The following is a 23,252-nucleotide window of genomic DNA, read 5'->3' on the forward strand; positions in this document are numbered from 1 at the left end:
CGTTTCTCACGTATGAAGATGGACGAAAGGGCCCGCAAGGGCCCTTTCTGTTAAGTGGTGCGGTGCAGCGCAGGGCTAGACTCGGGATGAGATGCCGCGATAAGGTCCTGCGGAGGAGTTGTGATCGATGCTGAAGCTCGACCTGCGCAGTCGCTTCGTCCGCATAGTCGATTTTCCCTCCGGCGAAGTGTCGGAAAAGGCTGGTTACCTTTCAAAGCTTTCGAAAACCTATGAAGAAAGCGGTCTGAGGGATCGGGCGCCTTTGGCGATTGCCATTCTGTCCGTCGCCTTTCAGCAATATCCGCAATGGATAAAGTCACCTCTCAGGTTGTATTTCGATAGCCGGCCGTTCCTCGACCTGTTTGCCGCAGCTCTTGTGATTTCCGCCGCACTGACGGCCTTCGCCCGAACCAGCAGGCTGGGCGTGGGATTGTTCATCGTCGTCGCGGCGATTGCAATCGTGCCGGATTGGACCGTAATTGCCAATCACTCCTATCTTGCCCTTTGGTCCATTCCGGTCGCCGTCCTGTTCAGGGAATGGTGGAAGTCGGATCTCTATGCCTTATACCTGAGAATGACCATCGGCATCATCATGCTCGCGGCTTTCACCCAGAAAGTTCTGGCAGGCACTTATGTCGACGGCTCCTACATTGCCTATCTCAGCGCTCATGGCTCGACGACGGAGAGCATGTTTGCCTTTCTGTGCGACGGCACGTCACCGGGGCCTTGCATCTTTCAGCAAGGGATATCCATATTCATTCTCGCCTGGCAATTCGCCGTCGGCATACTCCTGCTGCTTGGCCTCAACGCGCTTCTCTTCCTTGCCGTTGAGATCAGCTTCCTGTTGGGAGCCGGCGTCTTCGCCGACGAAATGAACTTCCAGGTCCTGAACATCGCCTTGCTGTGCGTCGTTTTCCGGTTCGGCATGCCGCTCTGGCTGCTGGCCGGAAGCCTCGCCCTTCTCATTGTCGATCTCTATGGCATCGGGCACATTGTAAGAACGGTTGTGAGCTATGTGGCGTAAGATCGACGTCAAATGGATCGTCGTCGGTCTGCTGGTCCTTCACGTCGGTTGGATCGCAAATCATATACGCTGGGTTCTCAACGAGGAGATAAATCCGTGGAAGCTAGGGGGCTACGCCATGTACACCGTCCCCAGTCCCAACTTGAGAATTCGCGTATATGATGCGCTTAATCCGGAAATCCGAATTCCTGTCAAGATGCTGCAATTCGAAGCGGCCACGCGTTTCACCAATGGCGGGAGAACCTTTCGGTGCGCCGGCATACCTGAAAGATCACTGCGCGCCTTCTTCGACGAGAACAAGGATCTGATCGGAAGAAGCCTGGTATTCGTTTATTTCGAACGAAGTTTTGTCCGCTCACCGCCATCAGCCAAGATGGAACAAAAAGGCCTGGTCGTCGTAACCTGGCGGGACTCGCAAACCTTCTCCTACACGAGCAGGTTCTGCGGCAAGGACGAGACCGCCTCAGTCAGCCTGCCAGAGGCCGCCGCCTGGGCCGCCTTGCCCAGATTGCCATGAATGAAACGCCCTGAACCATCCCTGGCGTTGTTCAATTGTGAGCGGCAGTTCGGTTCGCACACCCCAGGAGCACGCGAGAAATGCCAGGGCACGGCGGCATGAAGAAATACGGGGGTCGCAAACTTGACAATCAAATCACGGTCATACCACACTCGCCGAAAGTGCCGGCTGCTCCTTGATCGCAAATGATGAAGCAAACACATGCGTAGCTGGTTTGCCCGCGCAGCAGACGCCCCCGCGGCGGCGGGAGTGCTGCACGAGTCCGACAATCTCTACACAAGGCTCACCCGGGCATATGAAGAAAGCGGGGCCAGATATCGTGCGCCGCTGGTGGTCGCCATCATGTCGGTGGCATTCCAGGAATATCCAGCCTGGACAAGGCAGGCCATCAAGGTCGATGTCTATGGTTACACGATCATTGCCGTGTTTGGCGCAGGCCTTCTGCTCAGTTCCTTGCTTGCTGCATTCGCTTCGACCACCAGGCTGGCGGTGGCAATCTTTATCGTGATTGCGGCGATTGCGATCGTGCCGGAATGGCAGTTGATTGCCAACCATACCTATCTTGCCCTTTGGTGCATTCCGGTGGCCATCCTGTTCAAGGAGTCTTGGACGTCGGACCTCTACGCATACTATCTGAGGATGACCCTTGGGATCGTGATGGTGGCTGCCTTCGGCCAAAAACTTCTGGCCGGCACCTATCTGGATGGCTCCTTCATTGCCTATCTCAGCATGACCGGCACAACGTCGGAAAGAATGTTTTCATTGTTCTGTGACAGCGCGTCACCCGATCCCTGCATTGTCTATCGACTGGCCTCCTGGTTCATCCTTGCCTGGCAACTTGTCGTCGGCATCCTCCTGCTGCTTGGACTCAACTCGCTTCTCTTTCTCGCCATAGAGATCGGCTTCCTTCTGGGTGCCGGCGTCTATGCCGACGAGATGAATTTTCAGATCCTGAACATCGCCTTGCTCTGCATCGTCTTCCGCTTTGGCATGCCGATATGGCTGCTCGTCGTCAGCATCGCGTTGCTCGCATTCGATCGCTATGGGGTCTCCGCCCTGATGGACTTTGTGCTGAATCATGTTGGGTGAGGTCGACTTCCGCAAATGGGCAGTCTGGGCTCTGCTGATCGCCCATATCGCCTGGATCGGAAACCATATGCGGTGGATCGCGAGCGACCAGATCAATCCATGGCGAATGGGTGGCTATGCAATGTACACCGTCCCCAATCTGGGGCAACGCACACGGGTGTTCGATGCCAACATGCCGGACGCACCCCTCTTGGTAAACATGATGGGATATGAAAAATCTACCCGTTTCACGAACTATGGAAGGACATTTCGCTGTGCCAATGTGCCCGCGTCAGCCCTGCTGGCCTTCCTTGAAGAAAACCAGACTCTGATCGGAAGGAACCTGGTGTTCGTCTATAGCGAACGAGTGTTTGTTCGAGCACCTCCAGCAGCGAAGCGGGTGAACAAGGGGATGGTGTTTCTGACCTGGCAGAACGAGCACACCTTCACTTACGTCAATAGGTTCTGCGGCAGGGAAGAGATCGCGACCGCCAGCCTGCCGGAGTCCCTTTCCGCCCCCTCACCAGAGGTTCCCTCCAACACCATGCCAGATGTTCCCTCCGTCAAGTTGCCATGAAAGAAACGCCTCAGATCGTTCTGGTCTATGACCGGGAGTGTCCGGTCTGCGCGGCCTACTGCAAAGCTCTCGCCATCCGTCAGCTCGATCAGAACATGCAGATACTGAACGCGCGTGAGGACCACCCCGAAGTGCGCGAGATCAAGCGGCGGGGCCTCGATCTCGACGAAGGTTTCGTGCTGCGTATCGGCACCGAATACCATCACGGCGCCGAGGCCATCCACCGGCTGGCACTTATCTCGACGTCGAGCGGAACATTCAACCGCCTGAACTACCTCATCTTCAGATCACAAACGCTGTCCCGGCTGCTCTATCCAGTGCTGAGACTGGGCAGAAACGTGCTTCTTGCCATCCTGGGCAGGAGCCGGATTAGCGCGGAAGAGCCTCAGGCGTAGGGGCCGTGGCAGTGCTGGTATTTCTTGCCTGAGCCGAATGGGCGGGCGTCGTTGCGGCCACCCTTGCCCCAGATCGCGGGCCCGACAATGCGCGCCACCTCTGCGACCGCGCCGGCCGAGGCATCGATATTCGACCGCCTGAGCTTGGCCGCCAGCAGATGCTGGCCACAGAACACATAGAGCGGCAGATAGCAGTAGCAGTCATAGTAGCCGTGGAAGAAGCGACCTTCCTGATGGCCATGCAGCGGATCGTCGGTGGCATCGAGATCGAGAATGATCTGTTTAGGCGCCCGCACATGCGCTTCCAGGAACACATCCACCAGAAGCCGCTCGATCGCCGCACCGTCATGGCTGATCTTGTGATAGCGCGTCGCCACACATCGGCTCAGCTCCAGCCGGTTGAGCGTGCTCTTGCCCGCCACCGGCGCACAGCCCTTGCGCCGCGCTGCAAGCTTGCCTGCCAGGATCGCCATCACCGGATCGTGGCGCAACTCGTCGTGATCGTTGAGATCCTCATAGCCCAACGCAATCCCGAACACTCGCTGGCCGACCAGCGTCGCCACCTCATGCTCGATCAGCTCCGGGCAGCGCCGATCGCCAAAGCAGCCCGCAAACCGACCGATCAGCTTGATCGCCCGGTCCGTCGCGCCCAGCAGCACGGCTCCGGCTTCAGAAGTGATCGTCCCGCCGTCGAATGCCGCCACAACTTCACGGCTTTCAACACGTGCAAATCCAAACAAATCCGCTATACACTCTGTCTGCATCGGAGCGCTCCTCGAATCCTTCGAAGTTATTGCAGCACAACAACTTTCGCTGATTCGGCGCTCCGATGCGCCTACTTAGTTTGAGAAATCCGGGCTAGGAGCCTGTCTTGTCGGAACATATGTCCAAGCAGGATATCGAGCAGGCGCTTTCCGGCATGCTCGCTCACGCCGCCACCCACTCACCGTACTATCGGAAGCTGGCCTGGGCAAAGAGCATGCGCGGTGGCGCTCGGGTAGCGCTGAAGAACATTCCTGTAACACGGAAATCCATCGTCAGGGACGAGACAGCGCGATTTTACATCGACGATGTCCCGCCGTCGGAGGGACAGGTCATGACAAACCTAACATCCGGATCAACCGGCGAGCCGATGGCCCTCAGGCAAACGGTGAGATGGCTGCGGATAGCCCAAGCGGAGCTCGCCCGACTGGTCAGGGGTTGGGGTTATCAAAGTCATTTACGGGCTGTGCGAGTAGACAATCCGACCTCAAAACATGCGCCGGGAACAATCTTGGAAAAGTCACAAAAGCGCGGGCGTTTATGGATGCTTCATACGGTTGACACCCGCGAAGCGTTTGAATTCGTCAAAGAGACGGGCGCGTCACGGCTAGACGCCCACCCCACCATGACCCTGGGCATATTGCAGCATGGCGCGGACATGGGGGTCCGGCTTCCCCTGAAACTGGTAACCACGACTTCTGAGATCATTCCGGAACATTTGCGTGGCCTGATCAGCACATTGCCGGGCTGCCGGCTCGCCGACAAGTATGCCACCATGGAAACCGGGGTGATCGCGATGCAATGTCCGAGCTGCGGAGCCTACCACCCTGCCGACGGTCATCTGATTCTGGAGATTCTCGACGATAGCGATCGACCTGTCCGCCCCGGCAAGATGGGAAAAGTGGTCGTCACCGCCTTGTTCAATCGCGCCATGCCGCTTATCCGTTATGAAACAGGCGACTACGCCATTGTCGCCAAGAATCATCAATGCCGTCATTCCTCATCTTCGCTCGCGAGCATCGCCGGCCGCGAGAAAAATCTGTTCAAGAAGCCCAATGGAGAAAGAATCGTGCCGAGGCTCAATCCTGTTCCGCTCGTCGAATTTGGGCTACGCCATTTCAAGCTCGTGCAGCGCACCTTGACCGAAATCGAATTCCAGTATGTGCACAAGGATCCGGCAGCCGAGCTGTCGCAGGAACGGGCTCAGGCGATCGTCGAGGAGTCAATGGGCTCGGGATTCAAGGTGATATGCCGCAAGGTCTCGGAAATGCCGCGGACCGCGAAAGGCAAATACCTGATGCATGAATCTCTGGTTTGATCCAGCATCGAAACGTGTTTCATCGGTAATGGATTTCGCGCCCCTGAAATAGTTTTGCAACCGGGATCACTCGTCGAGGCCGCTCCAAGGTGATGATCCGCGGGTTTAGGTGAGTTGCAATCGCATGCCGGAATGGTTGTCCTTGAAGCCTAGCCTCAAATAGAAGCGGCGGGCAGGGGCGCGTGGAACGTCGGCGCGCCTCGCTGACGGCCCAGTCCAGCATCCGGCGGCCGATCTTCCGGCCGCGATGGCGGCGGTCGACACGAACATCCTCGATGAGCGCGCGGTCGGCGCCTTGATGGCTGAGGCCGGGAATGAGGGTCACCTGCAGGCAGGCCAGGATATCGCGGTCTGTGGCCTCGGCCACGACCAGATTATTCCGGGTATCCGCGGCGATGGCATCGAATGCCTTGAAATAGGCTTGCGCCAAGGGTTCGGTCAGGTTTTCCCAGCTTCCGCCGAGGTCGTCATCCGCCAAGACGCGACTGATCGCCGGGACATCCTCGCGTCGTGCCGGGCCTATGCGAAAGGAAGGCCGGCTTTGTCGCTCATCAGACGAAGGAACCGTGGCAGTGCTTGTATTTCTTGCCTGAGCCGCAGGGGCAGGCGTCGTTGCGGCCGACCTTGCCCCAGGTCGTAGGATCTTTGGGATCCCGGGCGGCGGCGGCGCGGGCCTTGTTGCGCGCCGTCGGCGCCTCCTGGCCGAAGATCAGGCCCAGTCCCTCGCCGACATCGTCCTGGCCCGTGGTCGCATCGATGTGATGCGCCACCATAGGCGGGAGCTCGTCCTCGTCCGGCAGCAGGTCGTCGGCGGGCTGGCTGGTCAGCTCGACGCGCATGATCTGGCCGGTGGTCAATTCGCGCAAGCGCGCGATCATGGCCTCGAACAAGGTGAAGCCTTCGGTCTTGTATTCGTTGAGCGGGTCGCGCTGGCCGTAGCCGCGCAAGTGGATGACCTGGCGCAGATGCTCGACGGTCACGATATGCTCGCGCCAGAGGTGGTCGAGGGTCTGCAGCAGCACTGCCTTCTCGACCTGGATCATGATCTCCGGCGTATAGGTCTCGCGCTTCCTGGCATAGAACTCATCGGCCGCCTTGATGACGCGCTCGCGGATCTCCTCATCCGCAATGCCTTCCTCCTTCGCCCATTCATCGGTCGGCAGGTCGAGGGCTATGGCCTCGCGCAGCTTCTCGCGCAAGCCTTGCGCATCCCACTGCTCGGCATAGGCGTTCTCCGGGATGAAGGTCCGGACCTGCTCGTCGATCACCTGGTGGCGCATGTCGTCGATGGTCTCGGCCACGTCCTCGCCGCGCATGACGCCGATGCGCTGCTCGAAGATGACCTTGCGCTGGTCGTTCATCACATTGTCGAATTTGAGCAGGTTCTTGCGGATGTCGAAGTTGCGCGCCTCGACCTTCTGCTGCGCCTTCTCCAAAGCCTTGTTGATCCAGGGATGGACGATGGCCTCGTCCTCCTTGAGGCCGAGCTTCTGCAGCATCGAATCCATGCGCTCGGAGCCGAAGATACGCATCAGGTCGTCGTCGAGCGACAGGTAGAACAGCGAGCGGCCAGGGTCGCCCTGGCGGCCCGAGCGGCCGCGCAGCTGGTTGTCGATGCGCCGGCTCTCATGGCGCTCGGTGCCGATGACGAAGAGGCCGCCGGCATTGATGACGTCCTGCTTGTTGCGCTCGACCTCGGCGCGGATTTCCTCCTCGCGGCGGGTGCGCTCGGGGCCGGGCTTGACCTCGGCGAGCTCGGTTGCGATGCGCATCTCGGCATTGCCGCCCAATTTGATATCGGTGCCGCGGCCGGCCATGTTGGTGGCGATGGTGACGGCGCCCGGCTGGCCGGCCTGGGCGATGATCTGGGCTTCCTGCTCGTGATAGCGGGCATTGAGCACGTTGTGCGGCACGTTCATGCTCTTCAGCATGCCGGCAAGGACTTCCGACTTCTCGATCGAAGTGGTGCCGACGAGAACCGGCTGCTTGCGCTCGCGCGCATCCTTGATGACGGAAATGATGGCTTTGTATTTTTCCTTGGCGGTGCGGTAGACCTCGTCGTCCTCGTCCTTGCGGCCGACCGCGACATTGGTCGGGATCTCGATGACATCGAGCTTGTAGATGTCCATGAACTCTTCCGCCTCGGTCGCCGCCGTGCCGGTCATGCCGGCGAGCTTGTCGTAGAGGCGGAAATAGTTCTGGAAGGTGATCGAGGCGAGCGTCTGGTTCTCGGGCTGGATGGCGACATGCTCCTTGGCCTCGAGCGCCTGGTGCAGGCCGTCCGAATAGCGCCGGCCCGGCATCATGCGGCCGGTGAACTCGTCGATGATGATGACCTGATTGTCCTTGACGATGTAGTCCTTGTCGCGCTGGAACAGCTTGTGGGCCCTGAGACCCTGCTGCACATGGTGCACGATGGTCACGTTCTCGGCGTCATAGAGCGTCTCGCCCTTGAGCAAGTCGGCCGCGGCCAGAAGCTGCTCCATATGCTCGTTGCCCTGCTCGGTCAGTGTCACCGTGCGCTGCTTCTCGTCGAGCTCGAAATCCTCAGGCACGAGCTGCGGGATGAAGGTGTCGACGGAATTGTAGAGCTCGGACTTGTCGTCGAGGGGCCCTGAGATGATGAGCGGCGTTCTCGCCTCGTCGACCAGGATCGAGTCGACCTCGTCGACGATCGCGAAATTGTGGCCGCGCTGCACCATCTCCTCGAGATGGAACTTCATGTTGTCGCGCAGATAGTCGAAGCCGAGCTCGTTGTTGGTGGCGTAGGTGACGTCGCTCAGATATTGCTGGCGGCGTTCGGCATCAGACAGGCCGTGGACGATGCAGCCGACGCTGAGCCCCAAGAAGTTATAGATCTGGCCCATCCAGCCGGCGTCGCGCTGGGCCAGATAATCATTGACCGTCACCACATGCACGCCCTTCTGGGTGAGCGCGTTGAGATAGACGGGAAGGGTGGCGACCAGCGTCTTGCCTTCGCCGGTCTTCATCTCGGCGATGCGGCCCTCATGCAGGACCATGCCGCCGATCAACTGGACATCGAAATGACGCTGGCCGAGCGTGCGCTTGGCGGCCTCCCGGACGGTGGCGAAAGCGGGGGCGAGGAGCTCGTCAAGGGGCCGTCCCTTCGCCAGCTGCTCGCGGAATTCGATGGTGCGGGCCTTGAGCGCCTCGTCCGAGAGGCCGACGAGACCCTCTTCCAGGGCGTTTATCTCGGCGACCCTGGCGGCATATTTCCCGACCTTACGGTCGTTGACGGTGCCGAATATCCGCGACGCGATCGAACGCAGTCCTAGCATATGGTGTGTTTCCTTCGGGACGGGCACGCCGGCGAGGGCGCAAGTCTGGGCCGCCTTTTAATGAAATTGACGCTGACGGGCAATTGCCCGGGAGCGGGAAATTCAAATCTGTCTCCTAAAAACAGGCCCCTTTCCAGGTAGGCTGTCATCCCGAGGACTTCAATGCGTTGCAACGAGGTCACACGGCGTAAATGTTCCAAATCCCCCCTTGAAGTTGCCCTTCATTGCGACCATTGTCCCGCCCGCGTGACAACAGTTTTAGGGATCAAAGGGGTTCGTCGCGGCTTATTCTTGCCGGATTTGACCGCCAATGAGCTACCATCGCGGCAAATAGGCCGCTTAGGCCCCATGACCCCCATATGGGAATTCCGATGCAAAGACCTCAGAAATTCATAAAGCTTGCCGCCTTGACGGCTGTATCCTTGATGCTCCTGACGCCGGCCTTTGCCCAAACGGCCGAGCCAAAGGAAGACAAGGTCGTCGCCGTCGTAAATGGCCACGAAATCAAGACTTCCGAGGTGCAGATGGCGGCTGAGGATATCCTCGGCCAGCTGCCGGATATCCCACCGAAATTGCGCTACCCCTATATCGTCGAATATCTGGTCGAGCGCCATCTCCTGGCTCAGGCCGCGGTCAAGGAAGGGATCGGCGATTCGGAGGAATATAAGCGCCGCCTCGCTCTCTATCAGGCGAAGGCCCTGCGCGATGCCTATTTCGCCCAGACGATCGTGCCGACCGTCACCGAAGAGGAAATGAAAAAGGCCTATGACACCGAGTCGGCCAAGGTGGCCCAGACGGAGCGGATCAGGGCCCGCCATATCCTGGTCGCCAGCGAGCAGGAAGCCAAGCAGATCCTCGCCCGTCTCGAGAAGGGCGAGAAATTCGAGGATTTAGCCAAACAATACAGCCTCGACGGCTCGAAGGAGTATGGCGGCGATCTCGGCTATTTCACCGCTCCCGAAATGGTGCCGGAATTCTCCAAGGCCGCCTTCGCGCTGAAGCCGGGCGAAGTGTCGCAGCCGGTCAAGACCGATTTCGGCTGGCACGTCATCAAGCTCGAGGACCGCAAGATGGGCGGCGCCCAGCCCTATGACCAGGTCAAGACCGCGATCCGCAACATCCTCCTGCGCAAGAAGACCCAGGAAAAGATCATTTCGCTGAGGCTCCAGTCGAAGGTCGAGCTCAAGGATCCCGATCTGGTGAGATTTGCCGAGGAGGCGCGCAAGCTGCGCCAGAAAGCGGTACAGCAGAGGAAGGACAGTGCCGCACCCCAGGGCGAGCAGCCGGACGGCACCGATGCCCCAGCCCTGACCGGCGAGGAGCCGACAACGGGCGGCGGCAAATCGGATATGCAGGCGCCGCAGCAGTAACCGCGTCTGCAGCTTTTCATTTTGCACATGATCGGAAATCCGGTGGATAGCCGGGTCGAGCCCGGCTATGACCTTTTCCGGATCATGCGCTAGACTAGCTAGTCGGGGAGGAGAGAATGGGGGCTGTCAACGTCCGGTCGCCTTTGGCGCCGGAGCAATTTCCGGTTATGCCGCCGCTTGAGGGCGTTTCCTTCGCCGTCGGCGAGACCGGCATACGCTACAAGAACCGCCCCGATGTGCTGCTCGCCATCGTCAGCCCCGGCACTTCGGTCGCTGGCGTCCTCACCACCTCGAAGTCGCGCTCGGCGCCCGTCGACTGGTGCGCCGAGAGGCTCAAGGGCGGCAGCGCCCGGGCGCTCGTCGTCAATTCCGGCAATGCCAATGCCTTCACCGGGAGCGCCGGCGTGAAAACGGTCACAGCCGTCGCCAAGGCTATCGCGGCTCTGGCCAAGTGCAAGCCAGGGGAGATATTCCAGGCCTCGACCGGCGTCATCGGCGAGCCGCTCAATCCCAAGCCCATCGTCGATGCCTTGCCTCAGCTCTTCGCCGGCCTCAAGCCGGATGCCTGGGCGGAGGCGTCGCGCGCCATCATGACGACCGACACTTTCCCCAAGGCGGCGACCCGCAAGGCGCGGCTCGGCGGGGTGACCGTCACCCTCAACGGCATCGCCAAGGGCTCGGGCATGATCGCGCCCGATATGGCGACCATGCTCTCTTTCGTCTTCACCGATGCGGCGCTGCCGCCGCGCCTTCTGCAGAAGCTCTTGAGCAAGAGTGCCAAGCAGAGCTTCAACTGCATCACCGTCGACGGCGACACATCGACATCGGATACGCTGCTGATGTTCGCCACCGGCAAGGCCGGCCCTCAACTCAAGGGACTCAAATCGGAAGCCGATCCGCGCCTCAAGGATTTCGCCCGCGCCCTCGATGATTTGTGCAAGGATCTGGCGCTGCAAGTGGTCAAGGACGGCGAGGGGGCCGAGAAGCTGATCGAGATCACGGTCACCGGTGCCGAGAACGACAAGGCGGCGCGCCGGATCGGCCTCGCCATCGCCAATTCGCCGCTGGTCAAGACCGCCATCGCGGGCGAGGACGCCAATTGGGGCCGCATCGTCATGGCGGTCGGCAAATCCGGCGAGAAGGCCATCCGCGACAAGCTCAAGATCTGGATCGGCGGCGTTGCGCTCGCCAAGAACGGCATGCGGGCGCCCGACTACCGCGAAGAAGAGATCATGCCGCATATGAAGGGCCGCTCGATCATCATCAAGACGGATGTCGGGGTAGGCAAGGGCCGCGCCACGGTGTGGACCTGCGACCTCACCCATCGCTATATCGACATCAACGGCTCCTATCGCAGCTGATGGCAGCATCCCTGCCGCTCGTTCTGGTCGCCGCCGTCGCCCTCGTCGACGCCGACGGACGGGTGCTCATCGCCAAGAGGCCGGACGGCAAGACGATGGCGGGCTTGTGGGAATTTCCCGGCGGCAAGGTCGAGGAGGGCGAGCGGCCGGAGCTGGCCCTCATCCGTGAGCTCAAGGAAGAGCTCGACATCGACGTCACCGAAGCCTGCCTCGCGCCCCTGACCTTCGCCAGCCATGCTTATGAGAAGTTCCACTTGCTGATGCCGCTCTATGTATGCCGGCGTTGGAAGGGCATGGTGAGATCGCTCGAAGGCCAGGAGCTCAAATGGGTCAGGCCCAATCGCTTGCGCGACTATCCGATGCCGCCGGCCGATCTGCCGCTGATCCCGCATCTGATCGATCTGCTCTGAACGATGACCATCCAAGCCGCAGCAGAGACCCTGGTCCGGCAGCGGCTTTCGCTTTCACCGACGACGCTCCATGCCGATCAGAGACCGGCGCGGGAGGAGGATGCCTATGCCCTCCAGGCTGCGGTGAATGCCTTGCTGACGGGCACGCGGCTGGGCGTCGTCGCCGGACACAAGATCGGCTGCACGACGCGCGTCATGCAGAGCTTTCTCGGCATAGACAGCCCTTGCGCGGGCGAAGTCTTCTCGGCCACGGTGCTCCGCGCCACCGGGGCCATCTCGCGCGCCGGCTACCGCAAGCTCGGGGTCGAATGCGAGATCGCCGTCGAGATCGGCAGGGACATCGAGCCGCGGCCCGAGGCCCATACGCGGCAGTCGGTGGCGGCGCATGTCGGCGCCGTCATGGCCGGCATCGAGATCGTCGATGATCGCTATAAAGACTACCGGGCGCTTGGCGTCCATACGCTGATCGCCGACAATTTCTTCAATGCAGGCTGCGTGCTGGGCGCACCGGTGACGAACCGGCGGCGCTTGGATCTTTCGGCCCTCACAGGTCTTATGCGCATCAATGGCAGCGAGGTGGGCCGAGGAACCGGAGCGGCCGTCATGGGTCATCCCTTTGAAGCTCTGGCCTGGCTTGCCAATGCGCGCGGCATGCGTGGTCAAGGGTTGCGGCGCGGCGAATTCGTGTTTCTTGGCAGCCTCGTCGAGACCAAGTGGCTCAATGCCGGTGACAGCGTGATGATCGAGATCGAGGGGTTGGGCGAAGCCGGTCTCGAGGTTTCCGATTAGAGACGCCGCAAGGCGCCGCTTCCTGTTCCCCAGTGTTCGGATTTGCACGGCAGCCCGCTCGGTCTGCAGTATCTATTTGCGCCACGAGGGACAGGTCATGGCGCAGGGGGAAGAGGCGAGACCGCATCGGACCGCTCAGGGCATCGGCTTCATCCTGGCGTCGGTCCTGACGATGGCTTTCGCCGACGCGGTGGTGAAGCTCGTCAGTGAGAATCTGACGATTTGGCAGGTTTTCTTCGCCCGCTCGCTTGCCGCGATGCCGGTCTTGGCCATCCTCCTGATCGCCATGGGCGCCGGCCTCATGCCGCGATCACCGCATTGGGCCTTGCTGCGCAGCCTGCTCCTGGTCCTCTGTTGGCTCGCCTATTATGCCGCACTTCCCGTGCTCAGCCTGTCGGTGGCGGCGGTTGCCGTCTATACCGGCCCAATCTGGATTGCGCTCCTTTCCGCCGTGCTGATTGGAGAACCCGTCAGCCCGCGCCAATGGGGCGGCGTGCTTTTGGGCTTTCTCGGCGTCATCGCCATCTTGAAGCCCGGCACCGACGCCTTCTCATGGTTCACGCTATTGCCGCTGCTGGCAGCCTTCCTCTATGCCTTGGCAATGATCCTCACCCGCAGCAAATGTCAGGCAGAGGCGCCGCTCACACTGGCTCTCGCCCTTCACGGGTCGTTTCTCGTCGCGGGCCTCGCAGGCATCGCCGTGCTCGCCCTCATGGGCCTCGATGCCGAAACCAAAGCGGCATTCCCCTTCCTGCTCGGCGATTGGAGGCCCATGGGAATGAGAGACTGGGGTTTGATGGCGCTCCTTGGCGGACTCTCGGCCGCCTACTTCGCCGGCGTGGCGCGCGCCTATCAGATCGCGGCGCCGCCCATCATCGCCACCTTCGACTATGCCTATCTCGTCTCGGCGGCCTTTTGGGGATATGTGTTCTTCTCCGAGAGACCCGATCTGCTGACGATCGGGGGAATGATCCTGATCACGGTCGCCGGCCTCGCCGTCGCGGCGCGATCTTCGAAAAAGGCAACGGTCGAAGAATCGAGTTCGAATTCCCGCCCGATCCCAAAGGCATAGCCGCCTGGGTCGCGGAAGCGCATGGCGCGGCGCTCAAGCTCCTGAAGCAGGCGCAACTGCATGTCGACTGAAGCAGCGAAAGGCCTCGGCCACTCGAGCGGCGGTTATCGATAGCCGGCAGCCTGCAATTCGAAAAGCTCTGCATAGCGGCCAGATTGGGACATCAGTTCTTCGTGAGTGCCGGACGCCTCAACCTTTCCGTCCGCAAGAACAAGAATACGATCGGCCATGCGCACGCTTGAAAATCTGTGGGAAATCAGGATGGCCGTCTTGCTTGTGCTGAGTTCCTTGAACCGCTTGAAAACCTCGAACTCGGAGCGAGCATCCAATGCGGCGGTAGGCTCATCAAGGATGAGGACCTCCGCTTCCCGCATATAGGCTCGGGCGATGGCGATTTTTTGCCATTCGCCGCCGGAAAGCTCGACCCCTTTCCTGAATCGCTTTCCGAGCATTTGACCATAGCCTGCGGGAAGCCTGGCGATGACTTCATCGGCTCCGCTGCGGACCGCGGCGCGCTCGATACGGGCATGATCATCGCGCGCTTCGACACGGCCAACCGCTATGTTGTCGCCGGCCGTGAGGTTGTAGCGGACGAAGTCCTGAAATATCACGCCCATATTGCTGCGCAGTGCGTCAAGATCGTAGTCGCGCAAGTCATGGCCATCGAGCAGAATTCGCCCTTCGTCCGGATCATAGAGACGTGTCAGGAGCTTGACCAAAGTCGTCTTGCCGGCGCCGTTTTCTCCAACGAGTGCCACAACCTCACCCGCATGCAGAGCAAAGCTGAGATGGCGGACGGCCCATCGCTTGGCGCCAGGATATCTAAAGCCGACATCCTCAAAAGCAAAACCATCGCGGATCGGGCGCGGAAAGGGACGAGGATTCTCGGGTGAGCGGATTTCCGGGCTGATCTCGTAGAAAGAGAACAAGTCGTTGAGATAGAGCGCCTGGCTGGCGGTGATCGAAAACCCGGCTAAAAGACCTTCGAGAAGATTGCGCAGCCGCCGGAAGGATCCCGCAAGAAAGGTGAGGTCGCCGACCGTGAAGGCGCCCGTGAGGGTTTGCCAGACAATATAGGCGTAAGCGCAGTAGTAGCCGATAGTGCCGATGGCGGTGAAGAGGCCTCCCCACCCGGCTCGTCGGACAGCGATCTGACGATTGGCGGCATATAAGGCGGCTGAAAGCTGCCGGTATCGGTCTATGAGAAACCGATTCAAGCCGAAGATCTTGACTTCCTTGGCGGTCTCGGCGCTTGCGGCGGTTTGCCGGACGTAATCCAGCTCGCGCCGTTCCGGCGTGCGCCTGTAATCGAGAGAATAGCTTTGGGCGTTAAAATGCGCCTCACCCAGGAATGCGGGGATCAACGCCAGGAGCAGGAAAGCAATCAGCCAAGGGGCATAGAGAATCATCCCGGCAGCAAAACTTGCAACGGTCACGACGTCCTGTGCCTGACCGAACAATTGCGCCATGAGCGTCATTCGGCCACTGCTCTGGCGTCGGGCCCGCTCCAGCTGATCCTGAAACTCCGCGTCCTCAAAATCCTCGAGATCGAGCGTCGCCGCGTGCTCCATCAAACGCACACTTGAAGCGTTGGTCACGCGTTCCGACAAAAGGCTGTCGATCAGGGAGACAACCCGGCCGAGCACGTCGGAGAGCACGGCGAGTGCAAATTCCGCGACCAGGAGCAGAGCGATCCGATTCAAATGCCCGGCCTGAAACCAATCCTGGAGGGTCTGCGGCTTGTTGGGCATCTGGACGAGCAACACGACGTCGTCGATGATCAGCTTGCCTACATAGAGCGTTGCTACCGGCAGAAGTGCGCGAGTGAGCCGGAGCAGAAAAGTGGCCAAGGTGAGAGCAGGGCTTGTCTGCCACACCATCGCGAGAAAGGGGCCGACGTTTTTGAGGGCCCCTAGCCGCTCTTTGAAAGACGTGGTGGACGAAAGGGATGACCGGTCAGGCATGCGTTCGAACGATCCCGGGGCCTTTCTCCCACCATGGCTGTATTGGCGCGGCAATCAACCTATTCCTGTGCAGAGTTTTGAAACCACACATACCAGCATTATGGCAATTTGCCATTGATCATAGATCTGATCGTGAGTTTCGGCCCATCTCGTGCGAAGTTCACGCCTCAGTTTCTCTCGAAAGCTCTGACGAGGCTCTCGGGCGCGGTCGCCTTCCAGGACCGGAGCAGCAGCGATCTCACCTGCTTCGGATGCGCCTTGGACAGGCGCACCAGCACCATCGGCCAGCGCTAAGCTCAAGCATTGGCTGCACGCCGCACAATAGATGCTCTGGAAAAGGCCACTGGCACATCCTCGCCACCTCATACATCAAAGGAATGCTTAAATTACTTCGCCAACGCCGGATATGACCACGCTTAATCTCATCCCGCTCTAGCTAGAGCGCCGGGTATTTAGGGCGCGCAGACATTGAGGTCGTAGCGCAGATAGTCCATGCGCTTGGCGACCTTGTCGTAGACGCGCTGGGCCGCAATGTTGTCGGCCTGCGTCATCCAGAAGATCTTGAACCATCCTGCTTTGAGGCCGAGTTGCCGCAAATGCTCGATCATGGCCTGGGCGATGCCGCTGCCGCGACTCTCAGGCCGCACATAGATGTCCTGCAGATAGCAGGCATCGCCAGTGCTCCAGGTGAAGGCCAAGGGCAGGAAGAGGGTAAAGCCGGCCGGTGCGCCGTCGTCGCCCAAGGCGACGATGCATTCGAGGCCGTGATCGGGATCCATGATCCGGCGCCAGTTGGTTTCACCCATCTGGTGATTGCCGGGCTCATCGGGGGCGAGTGATACGAAATCCCGCCACATCTCCAGAAAGGCATCCCGGTCATGGGCTTCCGCCGGGCGTATAATGAGGGGCTTGCTGGACATCACGAGCCTTTCATGAATGGGATATGGCGGCGGTCTCTGTCAGGCGTGCCGTGCCGGCCAGAACGACATCACCATTCGCGCGGACAAGTTCCAGCTCGGCACAGGCAACCGGTTTGCCGTTCTCCACCGAGCTCATCTCCAGCTTGCGGCAATGCGCGGCCAGCACATCGCCCGGCCATACCGGCTTGAGGAAACGCACGGCGTAGCTGGCGACGCTTCCGGCGCCAAACCATTTCGTCACGGCGGAAGCCAAGAGGCCCGCCGACAGCATTCCGTGCGCCATGACGTCGGGCAGGCCGGCATTCCTCGCGTAGTCAAGGTCGTGATGCAGCGGGTTGAAGTCGCCCGACGCGCCGGCATAGATCACGAGGTCGGTGCGGGTCAGCGCCGGATAGACGATCGGGGCGGGGCAGGGCAGCGTCATGGTTCGGCCGCCGCCTTCTCGATCGACGTCATGGTCTCGCGGCATACGAGCCTGCCGGTTGCGATCGAGCGGAATTCCACCATGGTGGTGATGACGCGCATGCTGCCGCCGCGCCGCCCGGTCTTGATCTCCTCGCCGACCAGGCGGGCGGTACAGCGCAGACGGTCGCCGCCCCTCAACGGTTCGAAATAGTCGTAGCGCTGCTCACCATGCACCGTGCGCGACCGATCGAGCGCCAGCCGGCTGGTGACGAGGCGCTCGACGAAGTTCGCCGAAGCGACGACCGGGAAGGTCGGCGGGGCGATGTCGCTGTCTTGCCAGTGCACATCATGCACGGCGCGCGCGAATTCCCTCAATTTCCCCGGTTCGACGGTGAAATCCCACTCTTCGATGATGTCGCCGGCTGCGATCATGCACGTGCCGTTACTCTATGATCTGTCCCGTTTCGCGGTCCCACGCGCCCTGACGCAGGTCGGTCTTTGCCTTGAGCAGAGCCTGCTTCTGGATGCGCATGGACGGTGTGCGTTCGAAGTCGGTCTCCCTGTATTCAATGAAGCGCGGCAGCTTGAAGCCGGCGAGGTTCGCCCTGCAGAATTCGATGATCTCTTCGGGCGGCAGGCTTTCCCCCGGCTTCAGCTGAACATAGGCCTTGACCTCCTCGCCGCGCAACGGATCGGGGACCGGCACGACGGCGGCATCGACCACCTTCGCATGCGAGCGCAGGACGCCCTCGACCTCGGCGGCGGAGATGTTCTCGCCGGAACGGCGGATGATCTCCTTCTTGCGGCCGACGAAATAGAGCAGGCCGCGCTCGTCGCGGCGCGCGAGGTCGCCGGAATGATACCAGCCGCCGCGATTCGCCTCTTCCGTCACTTCCGGCCGGTTGAGATACCCGGCATAGAGATCGGGTCCGCCAATGAGGCATTCGCCGGGCTCGCCCAAAGGGACATCACGGTCATTGTCGTCGACCAGGCGGATGGTGACGCCCGGCGGCTCGACGCCCATGGTGCCGGTGCCGACGAGCTCATCGGCGAGGTGGTCGGGCACCCGGCTCATCAGGCCGCCCTCGGTGCTGCCATATTGGTTGTGCCAGTGAAAGCCATAGCGACGCAGCAGATCTTGGTGCAGCTCCTTCGGCAGGCCGGCATGGATGGCAAGGCGGACGCGGTGATCGCGCTCGGCCAGCCGCGGTTCGCCTTTCAGCAGGAGCGCTGGAATGGAGGCGATGGAGAGCACCTCGGTCGCATCATATTTCGCCACGACGTCCCAGAAGCGCGATACCGAGAAGCGGCGCATCGCTATGAGCGTGCCGCGCGAGGCGAGCGACGTCAGAAGCTGCAAAGCGGGATCGGCATAATAGAAGGGCAGGCAGCAGAGTTGGCGATCCTGCCAGCCGCGCCTGAACAAGCGAAGGTCGATGTCGATGACGCGCAGCCACCAGCCGTGATGCAGCATGCAGCCTTTCGGCGCGCCCGTCGTGCCCGATGTATAGTAGACGGTGATGATGTCCTCGCGCGCGCATTCGACCGTGGCGAAGTCGAGGGCTTCGGCGGCATTCTCATAGGCGGCAAGACCGTCCGGCTCCTCGCCATCGACCACGAGGATGTGCCGGAGAAACGGCGCGCCGGCCTGCACGGCCGTGACGATGGTGAGCTGAGGGTTTCCGACAATGGCGGCAACCGGCTGCGCGTCGCCGATGATATGGCCGGCATCCACGGCCATGGCCGTCGGAGGAACGGAGACCAGCGTGCCGCGGTTCGCGATGACGGCGAACAGCGCGATCATGAATTCCAGCCGGTTGTCGAGCATGACCGCCACACGGTCGCCCGGCTTTACGATCGCGCTCAGATATCCGGCGAAGCGCTGGCAGCGATCGAGGAACTGGCGCCTTGTCAGGGCCGGACCGTCCTCGATGATGATGGCGGGGCGCTCCGGGTCTTCCCGGCAGCCCTTGTGGAGGAGCTCGATCACCGTCGCTTGCGGTACCGCCGACCAGTCCGGCGCGACATTCTCATGCCTGACCCAGGCGTCCGGCCGGTCAGGCATGCTCATACATCTCGGCATATCCGTTCCTGATGACGACATTGCCGGCCCGATCGATCGCCTCGAAGCCGATCAGATTGTCCACGTCAGTCCAGTGCTCGATGGTGAGCGTCTGGCCGGCGACCAGGAAGAGCGGATGGGCGAAGCGGCAACCGAGGCGCCGCAGGCGCGGGGTCAGCCCGCGGCAATGGATATCGACGATGGCGCGGGCGGCGAAGGAGAGGGTGCACATGCCATGCACGATCGGCGCCGGAAAGCCCTCCTTGGCGGCCGCGGCAGGATCGATCGTATAGGGCGAGTAGTCCCTGGCCGCGTCGGCGTAGCGCCGCGTCTGGTCGGGGGCCAACGCATAGTGGGAATGCGCGGCATTCTGCTTCGCCGGCAGCGGGCGTGACGGCGGGAATTCTCCCAGCGCCGGCGCCGACGTCTCGCCGCGGCGCAAGCAGGTGCTGTATTGCGTGCAGATCGGCGTGCCGTCATGGGCCGAGGTGTCGGATCGGATGATGAAGGCCGTCCCGGCTTTGTTGCCGCGAATGCCCGCCAAGACGGAAGTGCTGAACAGGCGCTGACCCGGCACGATCGGCGCGTGGAAGAAGAAATCATGTTCGCCATGCAGGACGAAATCGGGTGTCGCCCTCTGCAGCACCTCGACCATGCTCTGCATGACCGGAATGTGCGAGAACACCGGCGGGGCGAATTCGCCGGCGAGGTGCCTTGGGTTTTCGTCATCCACCGCGCGCGCGAACTGCGCCAGCCTGTGGCTGTTGGTGCGAAACTCCTCGGAGCTCCGCGAAAAGCCGAGCGGGAAGGCTGCGGTCGTCGCGGCGCTCGCGCTCATTGCGGCAGCCCTTCGACGAAGTCGCCGAGCCGCGGAAGCTTCGGCAGCCGATGGTTCAGCGCCTGTTCCACGGCCTCCAGCTGCCAGCGGCCTTCGGTGCGAATATCCACCTCGATGGCGCTTGGCGCGATGATCTCGATGCGGTTGCCATAGGCCTGAAACACCTGACCGGTCGCCGGACAGTCGGCCAGCGCCAGCCAGCAGATCAACGGCGCGACATTGTCGGGCGAAAAAACGTCGAAGACACCGTCCGGCGGCGGCTGCAGCGATGTTTCGATGCGGGTGCGGGCGGAAGGCGAGACGGCGTTCGAACGCACGCCGTAGCGGACACCCTCCAAGGCCAGCGTACGCGCCAGGCCGACCACCGCAAGCTTGGCCGAGGCATAATTCGCCTGGCCGAAACTGCCGACGAGGCCGGCGAGCGACGTCGTATGAATGATGGAGGCCATGACCTTCCGGCCGGCCTTGGATTGATTGCGCCAAAACTCCATGGCGTGGCGGGCTGGCGCGGCATGGCCCTTGAGATGGACGCGGATGACGGTGTCCCATTCCGCCTCGGACATGTTGGCGAAGAGCCGGTCACGCAGGATGCCGGCATTGTTCACGAGAATATCGAGACCGCCAAAGGTCGATATGGCCGTCTCCACAAGCGACTTCGCTTCCGCCCATTCGGCGACATCGTGGCCGCTCGCCAGGGCCTTGCCGCCCTGGCCCAAGATCTCATCGACGACCGATTGCGCCGGGGAGGCATCGCGACCGACACCGTTGAGATCGGCGCCGAGATCGTTGACGACGACGGCTGCGCCCTGCTGGGCCAAAGCCAGGGCATAGGCACGCCCAAGCCCGCGGCCGGCGCCGGTGACGATCGCAATTCTTCCTTCGAGCCGGCGCGTCGTCATCAGCTGCATCTCCCGCCAATGTTGACTGTCCTAAACAAAATGAATATGAAGTCAATATCAATTTTGTGCTCCCAGTCCGTGACCGCGGCCAGGATGCAGCACGCAATACGAGGCTTGCAGGCGATGGCGCTTTCTCGCTCAACATCCCGTCCGATGTTCTCGCGCTGGATCTCCGCCAGCAACGATATCACCCGGCAGTTCCTGTCTTTCGGCGTCCGGCCCGACTTCATCAGCATGGCGGGTGGCCTGCCTGCCGCCGAGTTCTATCCCGCGGCGGCCATCTCTCATGCCACGGGACGGGCGCTGGCGCGCTGGGGTGCCAAAGCCCTGGACTATGGTCCGGTCGAGGGTTTCCTGCCTTTGCGCCAGCACATCGCCGAGAGGATGGCGCGGCAGACCGGCTGCGCTGTCACGACCGACAATGTGCTCCTCACCGCGGGCGCGATGCAGGGGCTCGACCTCCTGGGCAAGATACTCATCGATCCGGGTGATCGCGTCGTCGCGCAATACCCGACCTATGTCGGGGCACTCGATGCCTGGCGGCCCCGGCTTCCGTCCTATGAGGCTCTCGACTGGGTCCAAAACGGAGTCACTACCGTGGATGTGCTGCGCGCCGCCAAGTTCGTCTATACGGTGCCCAACTATTCCAACCCGACCGGCGCACTTGTCTCGACCGCGGCGCGGCAAGCGTTGCTCGAAAAGGTGCTGGAAGCGGGCACGTGGCTGATCGAGGACGATCCCTACCTGCCGTTGCAACTCGACGGCGCGGTGGGACCCAGCATCCTCGAGCTCCACGGCCGCATGGAGAAGGCCGAGCCCTATCAGGGGCCGGTGATCTATCTCGGAACCCTGTCGAAGAGCATCGTCCCCGGACTGCGCGTCGGCTGGGCGGTCGCCGCGCCCGAATTGATCCAGGCGCTCGTCCTTGCCAAGCAATCGGCGGACCTGGCGAGCTCGATGCTGACCCAGGCGGTGGCTCTCGAGCTCCTGGAAGCGGGCCTGGAACAGACGCATGTGCCGCACGTCGTGCACCAATACCGCGAGCGGCGAGATGCGCTGTGCACGACCGCGGCCACGGAGCTCGGTCAATGGTTCGAATGGGAGACCCCGCCCGGCGGCATGTTCGTGTGGATGCGCAGCCGCAATCCGGCGATCGATACGGACGCGCTCTACGAGCATGCGGTGGCGGAGAAGGTTGCCTTCGTTCCCGGCAGCGTCTTCGATCCTCACGGGCGGCTGCGCTCGGCCATTCGCGTAAATTTCACCCGCAACGCGCCCGCCGTGCTGGAAGAAGGAATCGCGCGGCTGGCCTTGGCGACACGGCGCTATCTCGACTCCAATTCCCTAAGGACGAAGCCTAGGGTTCAGCGCACCGGCGGATCCTTGCCATAGACGGCCCGGTACCAAAGGGTCGAGAGCATGAGAGCGAGATCGTCGGCGTGCGAGGGGTCCTCCTCGTTGAACAGGGCATCCTTGCCGACGATGATCGAATAGAGATAGTGGAAGACCATGCTTTCCAGGGCATGCGCGACCGCAAGCGGCGAGCCCGGCAGATTTTCCTTGTAGTTGCCGCGCCGCTCGATCGAGCGCGCCAGGTTCTCGATCCACTTCTGATGCCGCGGCCGCCATAGCTCGCGGAATTCCGGTAATTGGCTCTGCAGCTGGACATGGCACTGCAAGAGACCCGGATTGGTGCGATAGGCCGCGACGAAAGCACGGTTGGTGTTCAGGATCGCATCGAACTCGGTCGTGCCGCGGCCGACCTGTTTGGCCTGCTCATAGAGAAACTCGTCGAATTCCAGCACGACCTCGATCGCGATCGCGTTCTTGTCGCGGTAATAGACATAGAAGGTGCCGAGCGCGACCTGGGCATAGGCACAGATGTCCGCGACCTTGGTGTCCTGGTAGCCGATTTCCTCCAAAGCGCGGGCGGCGGCGATCTTCAGGCGATATTTCGTGCGGTCGCCCTTGGACCCAAAGGCGAGCGTCTCAAGGCCGCCGGCCAGGTGATCGGCGTATTTGATGCCTTGATAGGCTTGCGCCGCCGATTTCGGTTCTTGCTTGGCCTGCTGCGCCATAGGAAAACCCTCCCGAGGCGATATTGCACCCGGATTGCTGTTTATCAATATCCTGCCGAGCGGCGGCAGGGCGGGAAAATCGTGCAAAAATTGATATTGACTTCATATTCATATTGTAATGATC

The 23,252-nt window shown here is 61.4% G+C and carries 22 protein-coding genes and 1 pseudogene; 12 read left to right on the forward strand and 11 right to left on the reverse strand.

Annotated elements, in window-relative coordinates:
* Positions 1-127 precede the first annotated feature (127 nt).
* The 5 genes from DS839_RS29395 (at position 128) to DS839_RS29415 (ending at position 3,581) form a co-directional block, all read left to right on the forward strand.
* On the forward strand, positions 128-1,024 hold the full coding sequence (locus DS839_RS29395) for a hypothetical protein (RefSeq protein ID WP_119274086.1): 897 nt from the start codon (positions 128-130) through the stop codon (positions 1,022-1,024).
* Positions 1,014-1,541: a hypothetical protein gene (locus DS839_RS29400; RefSeq protein ID WP_119274087.1), complete on the forward strand. Its 528-nt coding sequence runs from the start codon at positions 1,014-1,016 to the stop codon at positions 1,539-1,541. The genes DS839_RS29395 and DS839_RS29400 overlap by 11 nt, the downstream gene beginning before the upstream one ends.
* Positions 1,542-1,742: 201 nt before the next feature.
* Positions 1,743-2,630 carry a hypothetical protein gene (locus DS839_RS29405; protein ID WP_162918879.1) on the forward strand — a complete coding sequence of 296 codons (888 nt, stop codon included), beginning with the start codon at positions 1,743-1,745 and terminating at the stop codon, positions 2,628-2,630.
* Entirely contained in the window at positions 2,620-3,186 is a 567-nt protein-coding gene (locus tag DS839_RS29410; protein ID WP_119274089.1) for a hypothetical protein, read from the forward strand. Before DS839_RS29405 ends, DS839_RS29410 begins: the two co-directional genes overlap by 11 nt.
* On the forward strand, positions 3,183-3,581 hold the full coding sequence (locus DS839_RS29415) for a DCC1-like thiol-disulfide oxidoreductase family protein (RefSeq protein WP_119274090.1): 399 nt from the start codon (positions 3,183-3,185) through the stop codon (positions 3,579-3,581). Before DS839_RS29410 ends, DS839_RS29415 begins: the two co-directional genes overlap by 4 nt.
* Positions 3,582-3,661: 80 nt before the next feature.
* Here the strand turns inward: DS839_RS29415 and DS839_RS29420 are convergent.
* Positions 3,662-4,345 (reverse strand): annotated as a pseudogene (locus tag DS839_RS29420) (transposase); the annotation flags it as partial.
* A gap of 107 nt (positions 4,346-4,452) precedes the next feature.
* Between DS839_RS29420 and DS839_RS36700 the strand changes: the two are divergent.
* Positions 4,453-5,661: a phenylacetate--CoA ligase family protein gene (locus tag DS839_RS36700; protein ID WP_162918880.1), complete on the forward strand. Its 1,209-nt coding sequence runs from the start codon at positions 4,453-4,455 to the stop codon at positions 5,659-5,661.
* Positions 5,662-5,680: 19 nt separating this feature from the next.
* On the opposite strand, the gene DS839_RS29430 is transcribed toward DS839_RS36700, so the two are convergent.
* Together DS839_RS29430 and secA are read right to left on the reverse strand one after the other, a co-directional pair.
* On the reverse strand, positions 5,681-6,139 hold the full coding sequence (locus DS839_RS29430; RefSeq protein ID WP_368911989.1) for a GNAT family N-acetyltransferase: 459 nt from the start codon (positions 6,137-6,139) through the stop codon (positions 5,681-5,683).
* A gap of 73 nt (positions 6,140-6,212) precedes the next feature.
* Positions 6,213-8,960 (reverse strand): preprotein translocase subunit SecA, encoded by a 2,748-nt coding sequence (gene secA / locus DS839_RS29435; RefSeq protein ID WP_119274092.1) that lies wholly within the window; start codon positions 8,958-8,960, stop codon positions 6,213-6,215.
* A gap of 371 nt (positions 8,961-9,331) precedes the next feature.
* Between secA and DS839_RS29440 the strand changes: the two genes are divergently transcribed.
* The 5 genes from DS839_RS29440 (at position 9,332) to DS839_RS29460 (ending at position 13,962) form a co-directional block, all read left to right on the forward strand.
* Positions 9,332-10,330 (forward strand): peptidylprolyl isomerase, encoded by a 999-nt coding sequence (locus DS839_RS29440; protein ID WP_162918881.1) that lies wholly within the window; start codon positions 9,332-9,334, stop codon positions 10,328-10,330.
* Between the two features lie 116 nt (positions 10,331-10,446).
* Complete coding sequence (argJ, locus tag DS839_RS29445) at positions 10,447-11,691, forward strand: bifunctional glutamate N-acetyltransferase/amino-acid acetyltransferase ArgJ (RefSeq protein WP_119274094.1); 1,245 nt, start codon at positions 10,447-10,449, stop codon at positions 11,689-11,691.
* A complete protein-coding gene (locus DS839_RS29450; protein ID WP_119274095.1) occupies positions 11,691-12,101 on the forward strand; it encodes a (deoxy)nucleoside triphosphate pyrophosphohydrolase in 411 nt (136 codons plus the stop codon). The genes argJ and DS839_RS29450 overlap by 1 nt, the downstream gene beginning before the upstream one ends.
* A 3-nt stretch (positions 12,102-12,104) precedes the next feature.
* Positions 12,105-12,890 (forward strand): 2-keto-4-pentenoate hydratase, encoded by a 786-nt coding sequence (locus DS839_RS29455; RefSeq protein ID WP_119274096.1) that lies wholly within the window; start codon positions 12,105-12,107, stop codon positions 12,888-12,890.
* Between the two features lie 97 nt (positions 12,891-12,987).
* Positions 12,988-13,962, forward strand: coding sequence for a DMT family transporter (locus tag DS839_RS29460; protein ID WP_119274097.1), 975 nt, complete (start codon positions 12,988-12,990; stop codon positions 13,960-13,962).
* 104 nt (positions 13,963-14,066) lie between these two features.
* Here DS839_RS29460 and DS839_RS29465 read toward each other — a convergent pair whose 3' ends face one another.
* From DS839_RS29465 to DS839_RS29495, 7 genes are all read right to left on the reverse strand, one after another.
* On the reverse strand, positions 14,067-15,926 hold the full coding sequence (locus DS839_RS29465; RefSeq protein WP_119274098.1) for an ABC transporter ATP-binding protein: 1,860 nt from the start codon (positions 15,924-15,926) through the stop codon (positions 14,067-14,069).
* Positions 15,927-16,378: 452 nt separating this feature from the next.
* Positions 16,379-16,846, reverse strand: a complete 468-nt coding sequence (locus DS839_RS29470) for a GNAT family N-acetyltransferase (RefSeq protein WP_119274099.1) — start codon at positions 16,844-16,846, stop codon at positions 16,379-16,381.
* Between the two features lie 10 nt (positions 16,847-16,856).
* On the reverse strand, positions 16,857-17,270 hold the full coding sequence (locus tag DS839_RS29475; protein WP_119274100.1) for a MaoC/PaaZ C-terminal domain-containing protein: 414 nt from the start codon (positions 17,268-17,270) through the stop codon (positions 16,857-16,859).
* A complete protein-coding gene (locus DS839_RS29480) occupies positions 17,267-17,683 on the reverse strand; it encodes an FAS1-like dehydratase domain-containing protein (protein WP_119274101.1) in 417 nt (138 codons plus the stop codon). The genes DS839_RS29475 and DS839_RS29480 overlap by 4 nt, the downstream gene beginning before the upstream one ends.
* 10 nt (positions 17,684-17,693) lie before the next feature.
* Positions 17,694-19,316, reverse strand: coding sequence for a class I adenylate-forming enzyme family protein (locus DS839_RS29485; RefSeq protein ID WP_162918882.1), 1,623 nt, complete (start codon positions 19,314-19,316; stop codon positions 17,694-17,696).
* Positions 19,309-20,151: a MaoC/PaaZ C-terminal domain-containing protein gene (locus tag DS839_RS29490; RefSeq protein ID WP_119274103.1), complete on the reverse strand. Its 843-nt coding sequence runs from the start codon at positions 20,149-20,151 to the stop codon at positions 19,309-19,311. The genes DS839_RS29485 and DS839_RS29490 overlap by 8 nt, the downstream gene beginning before the upstream one ends.
* A complete protein-coding gene (locus DS839_RS29495; protein WP_119274104.1) occupies positions 20,148-21,050 on the reverse strand; it encodes an SDR family NAD(P)-dependent oxidoreductase in 903 nt (300 codons plus the stop codon). Before DS839_RS29495 ends, DS839_RS29490 begins: the two co-directional genes overlap by 4 nt.
* Before the next feature lie 153 nt (positions 21,051-21,203).
* Between DS839_RS29495 and DS839_RS29500 the strand changes: the two genes are divergently transcribed.
* Positions 21,204-22,442, forward strand: coding sequence for an aminotransferase-like domain-containing protein (locus DS839_RS29500; RefSeq protein WP_162918883.1), 1,239 nt, complete (start codon positions 21,204-21,206; stop codon positions 22,440-22,442).
* Here the strand turns inward: DS839_RS29500 and DS839_RS29505 are convergent.
* Entirely contained in the window at positions 22,415-23,128 is a 714-nt protein-coding gene (locus DS839_RS29505; RefSeq protein ID WP_119274106.1) for a TetR/AcrR family transcriptional regulator, read from the reverse strand. The genes DS839_RS29500 and DS839_RS29505 overlap by 28 nt on opposite strands.
* Positions 23,129-23,252: the final 124 nt, after the last annotated feature.

Source organism: Taklimakanibacter deserti (assembly GCA_003574785.1).

Coding starts and splice junctions, on each gene's coding strand:
- DS839_RS29460 (WP_119274097.1), top strand. CDS start 12,988: ATGGCGCAGGGGGAAGAGGCGAGACCGCATCGGACCGCTCAGGGCATC.
- DS839_RS29400 (WP_119274087.1), top strand. CDS start 1,014: ATGTGGCGTAAGATCGACGTCAAATGGATCGTCGTCGGTCTGCTGGTC.
- DS839_RS29410 (WP_119274089.1), top strand. CDS start 2,620: ATGTTGGGTGAGGTCGACTTCCGCAAATGGGCAGTCTGGGCTCTGCTG.
- DS839_RS29480 (WP_119274101.1), bottom strand. CDS start 17,683: ATGATCGCAGCCGGCGACATCATCGAAGAGTGGGATTTCACCGTCGAA.
- DS839_RS29465 (WP_119274098.1), bottom strand. CDS start 15,926: ATGCCTGACCGGTCATCCCTTTCGTCCACCACGTCTTTCAAAGAGCGG.
- DS839_RS29475 (WP_119274100.1), bottom strand. CDS start 17,270: ATGACGCTGCCCTGCCCCGCCCCGATCGTCTATCCGGCGCTGACCCGC.
- DS839_RS29495 (WP_119274104.1), bottom strand. CDS start 21,050: ATGACGACGCGCCGGCTCGAAGGAAGAATTGCGATCGTCACCGGCGCC.
- DS839_RS29405 (WP_162918879.1), top strand. CDS start 1,743: ATGCGTAGCTGGTTTGCCCGCGCAGCAGACGCCCCCGCGGCGGCGGGA.
- DS839_RS29485 (WP_162918882.1), bottom strand. CDS start 19,316: ATGCCTGACCGGCCGGACGCCTGGGTCAGGCATGAGAATGTCGCGCCG.
- DS839_RS29450 (WP_119274095.1), top strand. CDS start 11,691: ATGGCAGCATCCCTGCCGCTCGTTCTGGTCGCCGCCGTCGCCCTCGTC.
- DS839_RS29455 (WP_119274096.1), top strand. CDS start 12,105: ATGACCATCCAAGCCGCAGCAGAGACCCTGGTCCGGCAGCGGCTTTCG.
- DS839_RS29415 (WP_119274090.1), top strand. CDS start 3,183: ATGAAAGAAACGCCTCAGATCGTTCTGGTCTATGACCGGGAGTGTCCG.
- DS839_RS29500 (WP_162918883.1), top strand. CDS start 21,204: ATGTTCTCGCGCTGGATCTCCGCCAGCAACGATATCACCCGGCAGTTC.
- argJ (WP_119274094.1), top strand. CDS start 10,447: ATGGGGGCTGTCAACGTCCGGTCGCCTTTGGCGCCGGAGCAATTTCCG.
- DS839_RS29490 (WP_119274103.1), bottom strand. CDS start 20,151: ATGAGCGCGAGCGCCGCGACGACCGCAGCCTTCCCGCTCGGCTTTTCG.
- secA (WP_119274092.1), bottom strand. CDS start 8,960: ATGCTAGGACTGCGTTCGATCGCGTCGCGGATATTCGGCACCGTCAAC.
- DS839_RS29395 (WP_119274086.1), top strand. CDS start 128: ATGCTGAAGCTCGACCTGCGCAGTCGCTTCGTCCGCATAGTCGATTTT.
- DS839_RS29440 (WP_162918881.1), top strand. CDS start 9,332: ATGCAAAGACCTCAGAAATTCATAAAGCTTGCCGCCTTGACGGCTGTA.
- DS839_RS29470 (WP_119274099.1), bottom strand. CDS start 16,846: ATGTCCAGCAAGCCCCTCATTATACGCCCGGCGGAAGCCCATGACCGG.
- DS839_RS29505 (WP_119274106.1), bottom strand. CDS start 23,128: ATGGCGCAGCAGGCCAAGCAAGAACCGAAATCGGCGGCGCAAGCCTAT.